Source organism: Natrinema pallidum (genome assembly GCF_005890195.1).
GTDB lineage: Archaea > Halobacteriota > Halobacteria > Halobacteriales > Natrialbaceae > Natrinema > Natrinema pallidum.
In genome coordinates, this window is record NZ_CP040637.1 from 2,931,735 (window position 1) to 2,947,549 (window position 15,815).

The 15,815-nt window shown below is 67.1% G+C and carries 14 protein-coding genes; 7 read left to right on the forward strand and 7 right to left on the reverse strand.

Features of this window, described 5'->3' with window-relative positions:
• Nucleotides 1-71 precede the first annotated feature (71 nt).
• Nucleotides 72-1,016: a calcium/sodium antiporter gene (locus FGF80_RS14535; protein ID WP_006186348.1), complete on the forward strand. Its 945-nt coding sequence runs from the start codon at nucleotides 72-74 to the stop codon at nucleotides 1,014-1,016.
• Nucleotides 1,017-1,055: 39 nt separating this feature from the next.
• On the opposite strand, the gene FGF80_RS14540 is transcribed toward FGF80_RS14535, so the two are convergent.
• Nucleotides 1,056-2,399: a DUF7344 domain-containing protein gene (locus FGF80_RS14540; protein ID WP_138654811.1), complete on the reverse strand. Its 1,344-nt coding sequence runs from the start codon at nucleotides 2,397-2,399 to the stop codon at nucleotides 1,056-1,058.
• 54 nt (nucleotides 2,400-2,453) lie between these two features.
• Complete coding sequence (locus FGF80_RS14545; protein WP_138654813.1) at nucleotides 2,454-4,544, reverse strand: bacterio-opsin activator domain-containing protein; 2,091 nt, start codon at nucleotides 4,542-4,544, stop codon at nucleotides 2,454-2,456.
• Between the two features lie 130 nt (nucleotides 4,545-4,674).
• On the opposite strand from FGF80_RS14545, the gene FGF80_RS14550 reads away from it, so the two are divergent.
• Both FGF80_RS14550 and ftsZ read left to right on the forward strand, forming a co-directional pair.
• On the forward strand, nucleotides 4,675-6,078 hold the full coding sequence (locus tag FGF80_RS14550) for a D-aminoacyl-tRNA deacylase (RefSeq protein ID WP_138654815.1): 1,404 nt from the start codon (nucleotides 4,675-4,677) through the stop codon (nucleotides 6,076-6,078).
• Nucleotides 6,079-6,237: 159 nt separating this feature from the next.
• A complete protein-coding gene (ftsZ, locus tag FGF80_RS14555; RefSeq protein WP_006186352.1) occupies nucleotides 6,238-7,410 on the forward strand; it encodes a cell division protein FtsZ in 1,173 nt (390 codons plus the stop codon).
• A gap of 110 nt (nucleotides 7,411-7,520) precedes the next feature.
• On the opposite strand, the gene FGF80_RS14560 is transcribed toward ftsZ, so the two are convergent.
• Complete coding sequence (locus FGF80_RS14560; RefSeq protein WP_138654817.1) at nucleotides 7,521-8,153, reverse strand: ferritin family protein; 633 nt, start codon at nucleotides 8,151-8,153, stop codon at nucleotides 7,521-7,523.
• Nucleotides 8,154-8,241: 88 nt separating this feature from the next.
• On the opposite strand from FGF80_RS14560, the gene FGF80_RS14565 reads away from it, so the two are divergent.
• Nucleotides 8,242-9,477 (forward strand): MBL fold metallo-hydrolase, encoded by a 1,236-nt coding sequence (locus FGF80_RS14565; RefSeq protein ID WP_138654819.1) that lies wholly within the window; start codon nucleotides 8,242-8,244, stop codon nucleotides 9,475-9,477.
• Nucleotides 9,478-9,553: 76 nt separating this feature from the next.
• Here the strand turns inward: FGF80_RS14565 and FGF80_RS14570 are convergent, their stop codons facing one another.
• Both FGF80_RS14570 and FGF80_RS14575 read right to left on the reverse strand, forming a co-directional pair.
• On the reverse strand, nucleotides 9,554-9,889 hold the full coding sequence (locus FGF80_RS14570) for a 2Fe-2S iron-sulfur cluster-binding protein (protein ID WP_006186356.1): 336 nt from the start codon (nucleotides 9,887-9,889) through the stop codon (nucleotides 9,554-9,556).
• Nucleotides 9,890-9,976: 87 nt separating this feature from the next.
• Nucleotides 9,977-10,312 (reverse strand): twin-arginine translocation signal domain-containing protein, encoded by a 336-nt coding sequence (locus tag FGF80_RS14575; protein ID WP_138654821.1) that lies wholly within the window; start codon nucleotides 10,310-10,312, stop codon nucleotides 9,977-9,979.
• A 222-nt stretch (nucleotides 10,313-10,534) separates the two neighbouring features.
• Here FGF80_RS14575 and FGF80_RS14580 point away from each other — a divergent pair, with 222 nt between their 5' ends.
• Nucleotides 10,535-11,938 (forward strand): geranylgeranyl reductase family protein, encoded by a 1,404-nt coding sequence (locus tag FGF80_RS14580; RefSeq protein WP_138654823.1) that lies wholly within the window; start codon nucleotides 10,535-10,537, stop codon nucleotides 11,936-11,938.
• Between the two features lie 314 nt (nucleotides 11,939-12,252).
• On the opposite strand, the gene FGF80_RS14585 is transcribed toward FGF80_RS14580, so the two are convergent.
• Entirely contained in the window at nucleotides 12,253-13,533 is a 1,281-nt protein-coding gene (locus FGF80_RS14585) for an amidohydrolase (RefSeq protein WP_138654825.1), read from the reverse strand.
• A 65-nt stretch (nucleotides 13,534-13,598) separates the two neighbouring features.
• Complete coding sequence (locus tag FGF80_RS14590) at nucleotides 13,599-13,934, reverse strand: uS10/mL48 family ribosomal protein (RefSeq protein ID WP_006186360.1); 336 nt, start codon at nucleotides 13,932-13,934, stop codon at nucleotides 13,599-13,601.
• A gap of 184 nt (nucleotides 13,935-14,118) precedes the next feature.
• Between FGF80_RS14590 and FGF80_RS14595 the strand changes: the two genes are divergently transcribed.
• Both FGF80_RS14595 and FGF80_RS14600 read left to right on the forward strand, forming a co-directional pair.
• Nucleotides 14,119-14,565 carry a bis(5'-nucleosyl)-tetraphosphatase gene (locus tag FGF80_RS14595; RefSeq protein WP_138654827.1) on the forward strand — a complete coding sequence of 149 codons (447 nt, stop codon included), beginning with the start codon at nucleotides 14,119-14,121 and terminating at the stop codon, nucleotides 14,563-14,565.
• Between the two features lie 182 nt (nucleotides 14,566-14,747).
• On the forward strand, nucleotides 14,748-15,800 hold the full coding sequence (locus tag FGF80_RS14600; RefSeq protein WP_138654829.1) for a DUF5787 family protein: 1,053 nt from the start codon (nucleotides 14,748-14,750) through the stop codon (nucleotides 15,798-15,800).
• Nucleotides 15,801-15,815: the final 15 nt, after the last annotated feature.

Here is a 15,815-nt window from a genome sequence, read left to right on the forward strand (position 1 = left end):
CGGCAGGGTATCGCCTCCCGACCGGGGATCGTTTCGCGTCGCTTTTAGGCCGGAGTTGAGTAGCCGACGCCATGCTCTCCGGAACCCCGCTTTTCGTCCTCCTGTTGGCGGCCGGCATCGTCGCGCTGTACGGCGGTGCGGAGTTGCTGGTTGCGGGTGCGGGCCGACTGGCGCTCGGAATCGGTCTGCGGGCGGCGACCGTCGGCGTGACGGTGATCGCGTTCGCGACGACTGCACCGGAACTGTTCGTCTCGACGATCGGCGCGTTGAACGTCTCGACTGACATCGGTCTGGGTGCGGTCGTCGGCTCGAACATCGCGAACATCGGACTGGTACTCGGGATCGCCGCGCTGATCAAACCCCTGCCGATCGCGGACCGGGTCATGCGGCGACACGTCCCCACGATGGTGCTCGCGGCGATCCTCCTGGTCGGGCTGGGCGCGAACGGCCGGATCGGTCGCTTCGAAGGGGCGGTTTTCCTGCTCGTCCTCGCCGGGTTCACGGCCTTTCTGCTGTACTACGTCAACGCGGACCCCATGCCGTCGACGGACGATCCGGACGCGGGCGGCGGTGTCTCGCTGCGGGACGTTGCGCTCGTGATCGGCGGGCTGCTCGCGCTCGTCGTCGGGTCCCGGTGGCTCGTGGCCGGCGGAACCGGGCTCCTGTCGGCGCTTGGGGTATCGGACCTCGTCATCGGGCTGACGGTGCTCGCGCTCGGCACGTCGCTGCCGGAGCTGGCGGCATCGGTCGTCGGGGCCGTCCGCGGCGAGACGGAGTTCGCGATCGGCAACGTCGTTGGCTCGAACATCTACAATATCTTCGCGGTTCTCGGCATCGTGGCGCTGATCACGCCGATCGAGATCGAGCCGGCGACGCTCCGGTTCGAACTCCCGATCATGGTCGCCTTTACGCTCGTGCTGGTCGGGATGATGGCATACGGTCGTCGGCTCAGCCGGATCGACGGCGCGATCCTCGTCGCCGGCTACGCCGGGTTCGTCTACGCTCTCGTTCCCTGAGATGTCCCGTTCGACCGGCTCGACGGGAGCCGATCCGAGTCACATCGGCAGCGGCGTCCCGTCTCGAACGTCGCGGTCGTCGTGTGCGGCCGCGAGTCTGTCGAGACGCGGTCCGAGGTGGTCACGGAGGACCGAGACAAGCGGGTTCTCGCGGCCGTCGCCGGCCAGGGCACTCACCCGCGATTCCGCGTCGGAATCGGCCCCGTCGGTCGTCACGACCAGGGCTCGTTCGCGGTCGGCGAAGACGACGTGTCCGTGCTGTGTCGCCTCGAGCGGGAAGTTGAGCCAGTCGAACTGTGGCTCGCAGACGGCGGCGTCCGGAACCATCGAGCGGACGGTATCGCGGACCCGCGGTGACTGCGACCCGACGTAGACATCGACGCCCCGCTCGGCCGCGGCGTGCCACTGCTCGAGGCACTCCCGCTCGAGTCGACTGCCGTCCGGAACCGTCACGACCAGTTCCGCGTCGGCACCGGCGGCGATATCGCGCCCGCGAGCGTGGACCGGCCCCGCACCGATGATCGTCTCGCAGCCCTCCGCGTGAACGTGGTCTCCCTCGTGGTCCCCGTTTACGGCCGCCTCACCCGTCGCTGCGTTCGAGACGCTGTTATCGGCTGTCGATCCGCCGGACGATTCCCGAACCGCCGCGATGGGAACGGCGCTGTCGGCGAGCGGCCCCTCGAGCAGCCAGTCGCTCTCCCACTGCGGCGCGATCGTGACGAGTGCGGCTCGACCCGCCGCGTCGTCGTACGCGACGAGTCCGGCGTCGGACAGCGCGGGGAGGTGGTCGTGGGTGAGCGTCTCCGCGACGGGCAGCCACTCTTCCTCGGAGACGTCGACCAGTCGCATCCCGTCGCCGCCCTCCCGAGCGACGACCGCCGCGGCGAGAGTCGAGAGGGGAACGGCACCGCGGCGCGCCGCCAGCGAGGCACAGACGATTCGACGGCGCGGCCTCCGAAGAGCCTCGAGCGTCCGGTTCAGCGTCGTCTCGGCGGCGGGAAACGCCTCGCCCGTCGGGTCGTCGAGGAGCGTCCGGACCCACTCGGCCTCGAGGAGCGGGTGATCGGCGAGCGCGACCGTCGGCGCGTCCCCGTCGTCGATCCGAACCAGGACGCCGATGTCGACCAGTCGGGGGACGTGGGCGTGAACGAGGTCGGTCCGAGTCCGTGCACACTGTTCGTCGGTAACGATCGGCCGGTCACGTTCGGTGGTCGCCACCTCGGTCGCGAGCGCGGCGAGCGACATCGCCGCCGTCGTCGCTGGCGAACCGACCGCGGACGTGTCCCCGCGCTCGAGCAACGCGGCGAGGAGGTATCGACGCCGCGGCACCGCGAGCACGTCCAGCGCAGTTGATGTCGGTTCGGCATCCGGTGGAGAACTCATTGGCGGATAGGAGACGATGATCGGGGGAAAGAACTGTACCAGCATGCTCTGGTATCACCCAGTTGTCGTCTCGTTCCGTGCCCCGAAGTACGCCGAGAGGAGCTTCGCCTGTGCCACTCGGAGATGCTGGTGGAACGTCTGGCGGGCGATGTCGAGCCGATCGGCGATCTCGCTCGCGTCGCTGTTTCGCGTTGGCCACTCGAAGTAGCCGCCGTGATAGGCCGCCTCGAGAGCCAGTCGCTGTTTCTCGGTCAGGATCGATTCGACGGTCCGCCGGAAGTCGCCGTGTGTCCGGATCGGTCGCTCGATGGTTCGCTTCGAGACGAGTTCGGTATCGGGGTACGTCGACGTGATCGCCCCGACGAGGTCGCGCAGATCCGTGTCGAGGCTCACGTGAACTGTCAGCTCCGCGACGCCGTCGTGAACGACCTGTGACTGGAGGCGTGCGCCGTACTCTCCGAGGAGCCCGGCGACCGTCGCGTCGCGAACGACGACTTCCCAGTCGCTTTCGTCGTCGGCGGCGTCGATGAGTCGGAGTTCCGTGATCGAGGGGGTGTCCCGCGCGACCGCACGAATCGCGTCGGGATCGATATCGGAGACGGTGAGATAGTAGACGAACACCTCATCGGTCAGCGGTAGCACGTGATCGACCGAGAGGTCACAGCCGGCCCCATGGGAAAGCGCGATACAGCTGTCACCGACGTCGGTCGATTCGAACTCGAGTTCGACGACGGTGTCCAGATAGAGGAGTCGCCGGACAGCCATCGCGTTGATCGCGTGGCCGACGGTGCCGCCGAACTCCTGGAGGATCTCTCGTTCCCGATCGGCGAACGCCGACGGCTCGGCGGCGGCCACCACGAGCGCGCCGAAGGCGCGGTCGGTCGCGACGATCGGGACGACCGCCACCGATCCGTAGCCGCGCTCGCGGGCGTCGGCCCGCCACTCGTCGATCGGGCTCTCGTGGAGATGCCGGTATCGCTGTGTCGACCGGGTCTCGAACGGTGACACGCCGGGCGCGTCGGCCGGCGGCTCGACGAACGACGGGAGCACGCCGTCGACCGCGGTCGTGTCGATCCCCGCCCGTACCGTCGGTTCCCACGAGTAGCCTGCGGTACTCGCGGCGGGTTCGGTCCGCCCGATGGCCGCGAACCGGTAGGCGTCGGCGGCCGCGAACTCCTCGACGATCGCCTGCTCGATCTCGTCGCGAGTCTCGGCCGCGACCACGGTTTCGTCGATCGTCCGTACGATCGCGTTGAGCCGCTCGAGGCGCTCGAGTTCCCGCTCGCGGGCCTTGCGGTCGCTGATGTCCCGACCGGTACCGGTAAACCCCAGGACTGCGCCGTCGTCGTCGGTGATCCGTGCGCTGTTGAACTCGTAGGGAATCCGCCGGCCGTCTTTCGTAACGAGGTCCGCTTCGGCGGTGACGTACTCGTCGACCTCGAGCAGCCGTCGAATCGTCCCGGCGATCCGGTCCCGGTCCTCGGGGGCGACGAACTCGAGGGGCTCCATCTCGGCCAACTCCGCGTCGGTGTAGCCCGTCACCGCCCGCACCCGCTCGTTCCACTCGAGGTGGTTCTCGTCCGCATCGAACGCGTAGACGATGTCCGGCTGGGCCTCGAAGACGCTCTCGGCGAATGCCGTCTCTTCGCGGAGGGTGCGTTCGCGCTCGTAGTCTTCGGTGCGGTCGTGGACGAGCCAGACGTACCCCGCCAACTCGACCGGCCGGTCGACGGGGACGCCGATCTCGTCGTCCTCGCGGACCGGCGCGACTACCTCGTGAACCCGGATGCGGTCGCCGTCGTCCCGGAGACGCCACCCCTCGGTTTCGGCCGTCCCGTTCGATCGCGCTCGCTCGAGAACCCGTTCGGGCCGGTCGGATTCGCGTGCGTCCGGCGGAAAGAACGTCCGGTAGTGTGCCCCCACGATCGTCTCCGCGTCGTACCCGGTGAGTCGACGCGCACCGTCGTTCCACCGGTTCACGCGGCCGTCAGGGCCGAACGGTGCCACCGCACAGTCATCGACGAGCGTACTGAGTTCGTGGATCTCGAAGTGACGATCGGTTCGCCCGTCGACCCGGTTGCCGTCCGTTGCGTCACGGTCCGATCCGGTCGTCGAATCGGTTCGATCGGCCGGATCGTCGCTCATTGCTGCCACCCACTCACAATGGTGTCTGGTCACCACCCACATCCGAAAAAGCACGGGTCGTCTTCACCGGGGTCGTTTACGGCCGGCTCCGAACCGGCGACGTTAACGGCCCCACCGTCCGAGCACGGATATGACCTCGCTCGCGATCGTCGAAAGTCGCGCCGACCGCGCCTCGGAGCACATCTGTGACCGACTCCGCGAGCGCGCGGACTGGACGGAACGGACCGATGACACCCGGCCGGACGCCGCGGGCGGCGGCACCTATTACCGAACCGACCGGGCCGAACTCCGCTCGTTCGACGGGTTGCATATCGAACTCGAGCGCCCGGCCGATGCCTTCGACTGCGACCCGACGCTGCTCGTCTTCGCCTCCCGACACTCGGGCGACACCGGCCCGCTACTGACCGGTCACTTCACGGGGAACTTCGGCCCCGCCGAGTTCGGCGGCGAGCCCGACGCGCTTGCTGCGGCCGCCCCGAACGCCCTCGCTCACCTGCTCGAGGCCTTCGACGAGTACGCCCCAGCGGAGTACGAGGTCGGCATGGAAGGGACCCACCACGGCCCCACCGACGTGGGCTGTCCGTCGCTCTTTGCCGAACTCGGCAGCGGCGACGAGCAGTGGGACGACCCCGCCGGTGCCGACGCCGTCGCCCGTGCGATCCTCGCCCTCCGCGGCGTCGACCCACACTGCGACCGACTCGAGAGCGATACCCTCACGAGCCGTCGGAATCGCGATACGGTTCCGAGAAGGCAGGTCGTCGGCTTCGGCGGCAACCACTACGCCCCCCGGTTCGAGCGACTCGTCCGCGAAACCGACTGGGCGGTCGGCCACGTCGCCCCCGACTGGGCGCTCGAGGCGATGGACCATCCGACGGCCCATCGCGACGTCATCGAACGTGCCTTCGAGGCCAGCGACGCCGAGATCGCACTGCTCGACGGCGAGTGGCCGGTTCTCGAGGAAACCCTCGCGGACGTCGACTGTCGGGTCGTGGGCGAGACCTGGCTGCGCGAGGTCGACGACCGCCCGCTCGAACTCGTCGACACGGTCGAGGCTGCCCTCGGAGCCATCGAGGACGGCGTCCGCTTCGGCGACCGGCTCGCGGCGTCGATTACCGTCATCGACCTCCCGACGGCGCTTCTGGGGACCGCACAGGGGATCGATCCCGACCGCGTTCGGACGATCGTCGAGGCCCATACGGTGGCGTTTACCACCGAAAACGGCGGCAGCCGGGTCGGCTCGCGAGCGGCGGTCCCCGAAACCGACGCGACGGAAGCCGACGCGCACGAGCCGCGACGCACGATCGTTGCGGCACTGGCCACCGTGCTCGAGGCGAAGTACGACGCGGTGCGGGTCGAAGACGATACCGTCGTCGCCGAAGAGACGGCGTTCGACCCCGCGCTGGCTCGTCAGGTCGGCGTTCCGGAGGGGCCGAAGTTCGGTACTCTCGCCGACGGCGAGCCGGTCACCGTCGACGGGGAAACAGTCAGTCCCCAGAGGGTTCGGGCCGAGCGGACGGACCGATTCCCGATCTGAGCGGCTCGACCGGCAATAGTAAGCCGCTATTACTCGACTCACTCCCGCGAATACGGCGTTCTCCTCGACCGGACACGTAAGAACCGATTACGTTGTCAGACGGCTGGCTGACGTGTAGGGGAAAGGTAATTATGCTCCATTGTTTAGACAGGGCCAAGAATGGACTCTCTAATCGACGACGCGATCGACGAGGCCGAAACCGGGGAGGCCGCGGTCCCCGAGGACGCCGCGCCGCGGGACGGACAGCCGTCCGACGGCGACGGGTCGGCCGGCCGGCAGACAGGGACGATGACCGACGACGAACTCGAGGACGTCCTTCAGGACCTCCAGACCGACATTACGGTCGTCGGCTGTGGCGGTGCCGGCGGTAACACGGTCAACCGGATGCACGAGGAGGGCATCCACGGGGCGAAACTCGTCGCCGCCAACACCGACGTACAACACCTCGTCGAAATCGACGCCGACACCAAGATCCTGATGGGCGAAGAGAAGACCGGCGGCCGCGGTGCCGGCTCGCTCCCGCAGGTCGGCGAAGAAGCCGCCCTCGAGAGCCAGCAGGACATCTACGACGCCATCGACGGCTCCGACATGGTCTTCGTCACGGCCGGCCTCGGCGGCGGCACCGGCACCGGCTCCGCACCGGTCGTCGCCAAGGCCGCCCGCGAGGCCGGCGCGCTCACGATTTCGATCGTCACGACGCCGTTCACCGCCGAGGGCGAAGTTCGGCGAACCAACGCCGAAGCGGGGCTCGAGCGCCTGCGCGACGTAAGCGACACCGTGATCGTGGTCCCCAACGATCGCCTGCTCGATTCGGTCGGCAAACTGCCCGTCCGCCAGGCGTTCAAAGTTTCCGACGAGGTGTTGATGCGCTCGGTCAAGGGTATCACCGAACTCATCACGAAACCCGGCCTCGTCAATCTGGACTTCGCCGACGTTCGCACCGTCATGGAACGGGGCGGCGTCGCCATGATCGGCCTCGGCGAAGCCGACTCCGAAGCCAAGGCCGAGGACTCCGTCAAGACAGCACTGCGCTCACCCCTGCTCGATGTCGACATCTCCGGTGCGAGCTCCGCGCTGGTCAACGTCACCGGCGGCAACGACATGGCCATCGAGGAAGCCGAAGGCGTCGTCGAGGAGATCTACGACCGGATCGATCCCGACGCCCGCATCATCTGGGGGACGTCGATCGACGAGACCCTCGAGGGCAGCATGCGGACGATGATCGTCGTCACGGGCGTCGAGTCGCCCCAGATCTACGGTCGGCCGGACGGCGAGGACCCCGTCCAGCCCCAGACACCCGCACAGGGCGAAGACATCGACTTCGTCGAATAATCGAGCCCGTTCGCGTCGGCGATTCGAGTCCCAGATTCCGTTCGCGTTCGTTTCTCTCGGCCGGCGGCAGCGTCACGACAGCCGCCGCTGCGCTACACGTCGGACCCCGCTTAACAGATCGGCTTCGGATCGATGCCGAGATCGTCCAGCGAATCGGCGTACGCCCCGTACGCGATCTCGATCACGTCCTCGGCGACCGTCCGCGCCCGGTCCCAGTCGTCGCTGTCCGTACTGATGTCTCCGAGTCGCTGGGCTGCTCGGTCCCCCTGCGAAGCCGTTTCCTCCCGCAGTTCCCGGAAGCAGTCGGTGCGCTTCGTATCCCCTTCGTTCACGAAGAAACTGATCAACTGAAGGTGCGTCCGATCGGCGACCAGCGCTCGCCCGACGAGTCCGCCCAGCCGGGCCGTCGTTGCCTCGAGCGAGCGAAGCTTCGCGTGCATCGGCCCGGCGTCCCCCGCGCCGACCTCGTCGTCCGCAAGCATGGCCGTAATCCGATCGTAGTGGTCGCGTTCCTGATCGTGGTACTCGTCGAACAGCCGGCGGACGTCCTCGTTCGTCTCGTCGGTCGCCCACGCCTCGAGCGTCTCCATCGCGGCTCGTTCGCTCCTCGCAGCGGTTCTGAGAATCCGGTCTTCCGTCAGGTCGGCGTCGGTAAGCGCAACGAGGAGTTTCGACGAGCCGAGGCGGTCGAGTTCGACGGCCATCGATGCTTCGATCGATTGCTGGAAGTCGGTAGCGTCCATATCGGACCGACATTGCGAAGCGTGTTGAACGTTAGTGACTGTTCAGTCGACCACGACCATTACACGCCTCGAGCACGTACCGACGAGCATGACCGATCGGAGCGACGCCGCCGACGCAGCCGACGAGACGCCCTCCATCGCTCCCGACGAACTGTCCGAACGGCTGCAGTCCAGCGATCCCATGACCGTCCTCGACGTCCGTGACCGCGACGAGTTCGAACGCTGGCACCTCACTGGCGACGGGATCGAGGCCGTCCAGATCCCGCACATGAAGGTCGTCCAGGCCCAGGCTACCGGCGACGTAACCGATCTCGTAACCGATCTCGAGGAGCCGATCCTCGCGGTCTGCGGTCACGGCGAAGCGAGCGCTCACGCCGTCGACCTCCTCCGGGACGCGGGTCTCGATGCGGCCAACCTCGCTGGCGGGATGGACGCCTGGGCCGACCTGTATCGGGTCCGCGAACTCGATGTCGACGCACCCGCGCGAGTCCTGCAGTACGACCGCCCCTCGAGCGGCTGTCTCGCCTACGCGATCTATAGCGGCGGCGAAGCGGCGGTGATCGACCCGCTACGGGCGTTCGCCGACCGGTACGACGCCGACGCCACCGACCGAGACGCGGCGCTCACGTACGCGATCGACACTCACGTCCACGCCGACCACGTCAGCGGCGTTCGCACGCTCGCGGACCGGACCGACGCGACGGCGGTCGTCCCCGACGGCGCGACGGAGCGGGGCCTCACGTTCGACGCGATGACCGTCGGAGACGCCGCGGAACGCAGTTCCGCGAGCCCTGCGTCGCACACTCGGCAGGATGCCGTCGACGAACTGCGAATCGGTGATGTGACGTTGACCGTGCTGGCGACGCCGGGCCACACGACCGAATCGATCTCGCTTCGACTCGAGGGCGGCGATTCCCCGATCCTGTTTACCGGCGACACGCTGTTTCTCGAGGGGGTCGGCCGACCGGATCTGGAACGCGGCGACGACGGCGCGGCCGCTGCCGCCGGGCAGTTGTACGAGACGCTTCGGACCCGTCTCCTCGAGCACCCCGACGAGACGACGGTCGCGCCGGGCCATTACAGCGACGCCGCAGAACCGCGAGATGACGGGACGTATGCCGCTCGGCTCGGGACCCTCCGCGATCGACTCGACGCGCTCTCGATGGACGACGCCGCGTTCGTCGCTCACGCGACGAGCGAACTCCCGCCGCGGCCATCCAACTACGACCGCATCGTCGCAGCGAACCTGGGACTCGAGGACGTCGACGCGGACACGGCGTTCGAACTCGAACTCGGGCCGAACAATTGTGCGGTCGCGGACTGACGCGGCCGGCCCCTTCCCGGCCAGTGCCGGCGCACCCGCGACCTGTCAGTGTGCCGATACAGTTGGCCGGACCAGCTCAGTCGTCGGCGGCCGCGCCGTCGATCGCGCCGGTGGCTTCGAGATCGCCCTCGATACTCGGCGGATACTTCCCGCGGTCGAGTTTCAGGTCCGACTGTGGCCGCGCCATACAGGTCAGCGCGTAGTTCTCGGCCTCTTCGTCGGTCAGCCCGCGGGCGGCGGGCTGGGTGACTTCTCCGTCGATGATCTCGGCCGAACACGCCAGACACATCCCGACTCGGCAGGAGTACTCCTGGGCGATGCCCTCCTCGAGACACCGGCTCAGGATCGTTTCCGTGTCGGAGCAGGTGATCGTCTCACCCGTCCCGACGAACTCGATGGTGTACTCTGTCATACCTCTCGGTACGACTGACCTCCCTAAAACGTTTTATGTGCCGGCGGACGCCGGCGTCGCCTGGCTCCGTCCCACCACGGGAAGCGGCTAGATTTCCCGAACGAAATCCTCCGCGATCCACCAGTCGTCGTCTAGCTTGTGCCAGTCGACCTTGTAGACCTCCGTTCCGCCGTCGTCGGCGATCGCCTGAACGTATCCCGCCCAGGAGCGATTGATCTCCGTCCAATCACCGCTTCTGTCGCTGGTCTCCCAACCGGGAGCGTACCCGAAGTCACCCCAGGCCTGCACTTGATCTCCCACGTCGATCCAATCGGACGCACTGGCCGTACCGACCGCGGCGACCGTACCGACACCCGCAGCGACCGTCGCGGCGGACGTTTTCAGCACGTTTCGTCGAGACCGTCCGTCGTCGTTTCCAGGCATTACATCGGAGTAGTGAACGGTGCCACACATAAATTTAATCTAGCATATATTACGAATGTGATCTGTATCGCATTGGTGAACCCGTGGGCCACGGCTATGAGCGAAAAGACAGCCGCACCACAACGCCGCGCTTGCTCCGAACCGGGTACCGTCGCGGTCGACGCGACACTACCGCGGACCGACCATAAAACGTTTTCTTACCACGGCCTCCACACAGTTGATATGAGTACGCAGGAGCAGTCGGCCGCCACGACGCCGAAGACTCAGTCGCCGGACGCGGTCGTCGTCGGGGCCGGAACGGCAGGGTGCTACGCCGCAGCGACCATCGCACGAGCGGGGTACGAGGTCGTCATCCTCGAGCGAAAGGACGAGCAGGAAGCGGGCCACATCGCCTGCGGCGACGCCCTGAAGGGTGCCGATGCCTTCCCCGAAGCGATCCCGAAGTCGAAACTCGAGCCGGCCTTTACCAACACGGACGTCGATCACGGCCGCTTCGAGATTCCCCAGGAGGACACCGTTCTCGAGATTCCGGTTCCCGGCGAACTCGCCGTCATCGACCGCTGGGAGTACGGCCGACGGATCATCGACGGGGCCGAGGATGTCGGCGTCGAGTTCCGATACGATACCGTCGTTACAAACGTCGTCCAGAACGACGACGGTCGCGTCACGGGCGTCGAGGCGATCCGGAAGGGTGACCCGATCACGTACGAGGCCGACATCGTCATCGACGCCGCCGGCTCGCTGTCGGTGCTACAGGACAACGTCGATTTCTCGGCGTCGACGTTCGACACCAACGTCGATTACAGCCACTTCTGTTCGGCCTACCGGGAAATCGTCGAGGTCGAGGAGCCGGTCGAGTGGGACGACGCCCTCGTCTTCAAGCCGACCGAGCGCGCTGCGGGCTACCTCTGGTACTTCCCGCGAACGGACACCGAGATCAACGCCGGCCTTGGCTTCCAGATGACCGAGGAGCCGATGCAGCTGGTCGACGACCTCAAACGCGACCTCGAGACCCGCCCCGAGTTCGACGGCGCAACCGTCGAGGACAAACTCGGCGCGGCGCTGCCGACCCGGCGACCGTACGATTCCGCCGTCCATCCGGGGTACATGGCCATCGGCGACGCCGCCGGCCACGTCAACCCCACCACCGGCGGCGGCATCGCCGGGGCCGCCTACGGCGGCAAGTACGCCGCCGAGCGCGCCATCGAAGCCCTCGAGACGGACGACTACGGCGAGGACGTCCTCTGGGAGTACAACGAGAAGGTGATGGAGCACTTCGGCGCACGCTACGCCGCGCTGGACGTCTACAACATCCTCTCGACGGCCGTCGACGTCGACGACCTGATGGGCTTACTCGCCGCGATGCCCGGCGACAAGCTCGCCGAGGCGCTGTACTCGGGCAGTACGGACATCGGACTCAAGCTCAAACTCGAGGCGCTGGTCAAGAGCCGCGGCCACTGGGGAACGATCTGGAACCTCTACAAGACCAAGCGCCGGGCCGACGAACTGCTCTCTCACTACGAGAACTATCCGACCAGCCCCGCGGGACTGGGGGCCTGGCAGGACCGCCGCGACGAACTGATGGAGAAAGTCTACGAGACGACCGGGGCCGACCCCAAGTACTAGAACCGGAATTTTACGCTGCGGTCTGTCGCGCTGGCGGCTTCGCCACACAGCGTGACGTTCCTCGGTAAAATTTCGACCAAAAGCACTCCTCCTTCCCCTCCATTCACTTCGTTCATTCCGGGTCAGTCGTCGGCCCGCTCGTTCGCTTCGCTCACTCGCGGTTGGGTACTGGGCAACTGCCTGCCCTTCCCCGCTGAGCGGAAACTTCGTTTCCGCGATGCTCGGAAGAGTTTGCTCTAGGGGCGCGGACTCCTCGCGATGCTCGGCACCCGCTTCCGGCCACTCCCGCTCGAAATCAGTCGGAACCGTGTCGATCAGGATCGTCGACGGCTAATTTGCTCGATCGACCCCGCGAGGACGTCGATCCCGTGACCGATGCTGGCCTCGTCGACGTCGAACGTCGCGGTGTGGTGGCCGGTCGGGTGGTCGGTTCCGACGCCGACGTAGCAGGCCGTCCCGCCGTTTTCCTGCACTGCCTTCATTAGGAATGTCGCGTCCTCGCTGCCGCCGAGTTCGTCGCGCTCGAGCACTCGCTCGACGCCCGCCGTCTGGCCCGCCACGTCGGCGACGATCGAGGCGAGTTCCCCGTCGCTGGTCGCGCTGGGGGCCTCCGCGCCGGTCTCGAACGAGACCGTACAGTCGTGCATCTCGGCGGCGCTCCGAAGGACCCGCCGGGACCGGCGTTTCATGTACTCCATCAGTTCGGTCGTTTCGCCGCGCACTTCGGCGACGACCCGCGCGTCGCCCGGGATGACGTTGGCGGCGCTGCCACCCTCGACGACGCCCACGTTGACCCGCGTCGCGCCGTCGTTGTGCCGGGGAATGCCGTAGAGGTTCTGGACGGCCGTCGCCATCGCCTGAACGGCGTTGCGACCCTGTTCAGGGTGTCCGCCCGCGTGGGCCGGTTCGCCGGTGAACGCCGCGTGGATGTGTGAGACAGCCAGAAAGCCGTCGATACCGGCGACGATCTCGCCGGTCGGATGATCGAGCCCGATATGGACCGCGAGCAAGGCGTCGACGTCTTGGATGTGATCGCTTTCGGCCATCGACTTGCCGCCGCCGACGACCTCCTCGGCGGGCTGGAAGAAGACTTTGAGCGTTCCCGCGAAGTCGCTCTCGGCGATGCGCTCGAGCACGCCGACCCCGATCGTCGCGTGGGCGTCGTGGCCGCAGGCGTGCATCGCGCCCTCGTGTTCGGACCGAAAGCCGTCGGCGACGGGCGCGTGGTCCGGCGCGTCTGACTCCCGCTGCGGGAGACCGTCGATGTCGACCCGCAGCCCGACGGTCGGCCCCGCGCCGCGCTCGAGGACGGCGACGGCACCCGTGTAGCCGCCCGCGAGCCGCTCGAGGATCGCTTCGTCGACGCCTGCCTCCCGTGCCCGGTCGTACCAGCGGGTCAGCTCAGCGTCGTCGGGGACCGCCATTCGGTGGTCGCCCGCGATGGCCTCGGGGCCGACGTGGAGCTCGGCGAGGTCGTCGCCGAGTCGGGACTCGAGTTCGGTGACGATCCGTGCAGTCGTATAGAATTCGCGCCAGGCGGGTTCGGGTCTCCGGTGCAGGGCTCGGCGCAACGAGACGAGGTCGTCTGCGGTCATATGCTGCCCTCGTCGGGAACGGTACAAAGCCCTGTCGACGGTCTGGCACGTACTGATAAACCCAGTCAGTTCCCGCGGCCCGCGCCGTGGATCTGCTCGACCTCGGCCTCGATGTGGACCGAGTCGGGAAAGCTCTGCGAGGCGATATTGCGTGCGAGGCTGTCGTGGCCGTGAATCTCGAGTTCGCGGGTGAAAACGGTGTACTGCCACGACGAGAAGTGGCGGTCGTCGTCGGCGTGGAGCCGACAGCGCTGGGGCACCGAGAACGTCTCGGGCGGGTGGGAGTGCGGGCCTTTCAGCGCGGCCCCCTTCCGTTCGGCGTTGGCTTTGATGTCGTCGACGATACTATCGAGGGCGGCCCGATCGCCGCTCTGGAGGGTGAGACGGGTGACGAAGGTCATGGCTGGTACTGTCGCATACGTCCACGGTGGGCGCGTAAAAACTTGCTGAGATGGCTCCCGCCGTGCCACCGGGCCACGACCGCGGTCGACATACTGTCAGTTACTTCATACTCGGGCGCGGAATCAGTGTTCGTTGGACGAACAGTCCGATATTCTCTTAACGTCGCACCTATTAGCTCACTTAATGGCAGTCGAAGCTACGAGCGCAGGCGCGATCCTCTTCCGCGATACGCGGGGCCGGCGCGAGTATCTTCTACTCAAGAGCCGCCCAGGCGATTGGGAGTTTCCCAAGGGCGGTGTCGAAGGAGATGAAGAACTACAGCAGACGGCGATCCGCGAAGTAACGGAAGAGGCAGGTATCGAACAGTTCCGACTACTCGACGGCTTTCGCAAGGACTACGACTACGTCTTCGAGGCGAACGGCAAGACGATCCACAAGACCGTTCATCTCTTCATCGCGAAGTCGTTCGAGGCCAGCGCGGAACTCTCAAACGAACACCGAGATCTCCAGTGGCGCGATTACGAACAGGCGGTCAACACCGTCACGCAGGACGGTCCCCGGGAGATCCTCGAGGACGCCCACGACTTCCTCGACGAGCGCGAGGAGGAGGACGACGACGACGAAGCGTAGTCGAGCACGACGACCGTCAGCGTCGGTTCCGACAGGACGGTCCCGTGCCGTAGACACACCGTGTGGGAGAGGTCGCGTTTCACACCCGGCGATCGGCCGGCAGCACCGCTGCCGTCGCGTTCACGTTGATCGGTGTCGGCCGATCGAATAGCGTTTTTGGGCTCGCGTTCCAACGCCCCGCCGTGGACCCACACACTGCCGAGTTCGGGTTCGAACTCCGAACCTGTCGGTGGGCCGAACGCGAGTGGCCGCCAGGGGCGGACCCCGCCGGCGATAGCTACGCGATCGTCGTCGCCCGCCAACTCGGGACGAAGCGCCGCCGCTGGGATACTATCGTCCTCGAGTGTGACCCCGTAGCCCTCCGCCAACGGGCCGCCTTCGGCCGCGAGCGACTCGACGGCGACCTCCGCCACGTGGTCCGAAACGCTCCGGCGGAGTGGACCTACTATCGCGACGCGCTTCCCCACCCCGGCTACCCGTGGCGGTACGTCCGCGAGGCGATCCACCGCGCCGCCGATCGCGGCATCCTCGAGACCCGCAAGAACGGGACTCGAATCGAAATCAGACGCAAGTGGGCCTATCCGGACTGGCTCGAGCGGATCGTCGCGATCGAGAACAAGCCGGACTTAGACGCCAGCGCCGCCCGCACACTCGCCTCGCAACTCGAGTACGACGTCGCCGTCGGCCTGGCCGACGAGGTCTGGGTCGCGACCGAGACGACGGGCGAGCGCGTCGAACCCGCCATTTTCGAGGACCTGCCGGTCGAGGCTGGCATCCTCGCGCTCGCGCCCGACGACCTGACCGCCGAGGTCGCGTGGCACCCCCGCTCGCTCGCGGTCGACAAGCCGGGGACTCGAATCCTCGAGCGGCCCGACGGCGGCGAGCGTGACGACTCGGCCGCCCGCTTCGAGTACGCCGATCCCGAGTGGAAAATCGATAAACGGCTCGGGATCGCCGAGCGCGCCTACGAACGCGGCTGGCGCTCGTTCGCCAACACGATGCGTCCCGACTGTCGCCACTTCCAGTTGCGCGCTCGAGACGCGACGCAGGCGCTGCCGTACTGCGCCGCCATGAGCCGGTGCCAGACGGCCGCCGAGTGTGCCGGCTCCTGTGACGAGTTCGAACCCGAGCCGCCGGTCTGGCGTACCCGCGGCTGGCCGATCGAAGGCGGCCCCGGAAAACGGTTACAGCAACTCCTCGCGGACCGCCGGCGGCGACGGCGGCCGGGACTATAGCGTCGCTCCCGGCGG

Coding starts and splice junctions, on each gene's coding strand:
- FGF80_RS14585 (WP_138654825.1), bottom strand. CDS start 13,533: ATGACCGCAGACGACCTCGTCTCGTTGCGCCGAGCCCTGCACCGGAGA.
- FGF80_RS14575 (WP_138654821.1), bottom strand. CDS start 10,312: ATGCCTGGAAACGACGACGGACGGTCTCGACGAAACGTGCTGAAAACG.
- FGF80_RS14570 (WP_006186356.1), bottom strand. CDS start 9,889: ATGACAGAGTACACCATCGAGTTCGTCGGGACGGGTGAGACGATCACC.
- FGF80_RS14560 (WP_138654817.1), bottom strand. CDS start 8,153: ATGGACGCTACCGACTTCCAGCAATCGATCGAAGCATCGATGGCCGTC.
- FGF80_RS14540 (WP_138654811.1), bottom strand. CDS start 2,399: ATGAGTTCTCCACCGGATGCCGAACCGACATCAACTGCGCTGGACGTG.
- FGF80_RS14590 (WP_006186360.1), bottom strand. CDS start 13,934: ATGACCTTCGTCACCCGTCTCACCCTCCAGAGCGGCGATCGGGCCGCC.
- FGF80_RS14545 (WP_138654813.1), bottom strand. CDS start 4,544: ATGAGCGACGATCCGGCCGATCGAACCGATTCGACGACCGGATCGGAC.
- FGF80_RS14595 (WP_138654827.1), top strand. CDS start 14,119: ATGGCAGTCGAAGCTACGAGCGCAGGCGCGATCCTCTTCCGCGATACG.
- FGF80_RS14550 (WP_138654815.1), top strand. CDS start 4,675: ATGACCTCGCTCGCGATCGTCGAAAGTCGCGCCGACCGCGCCTCGGAG.
- ftsZ (WP_006186352.1), top strand. CDS start 6,238: ATGGACTCTCTAATCGACGACGCGATCGACGAGGCCGAAACCGGGGAG.
- FGF80_RS14580 (WP_138654823.1), top strand. CDS start 10,535: ATGAGTACGCAGGAGCAGTCGGCCGCCACGACGCCGAAGACTCAGTCG.
- FGF80_RS14565 (WP_138654819.1), top strand. CDS start 8,242: ATGACCGATCGGAGCGACGCCGCCGACGCAGCCGACGAGACGCCCTCC.
- FGF80_RS14535 (WP_006186348.1), top strand. CDS start 72: ATGCTCTCCGGAACCCCGCTTTTCGTCCTCCTGTTGGCGGCCGGCATC.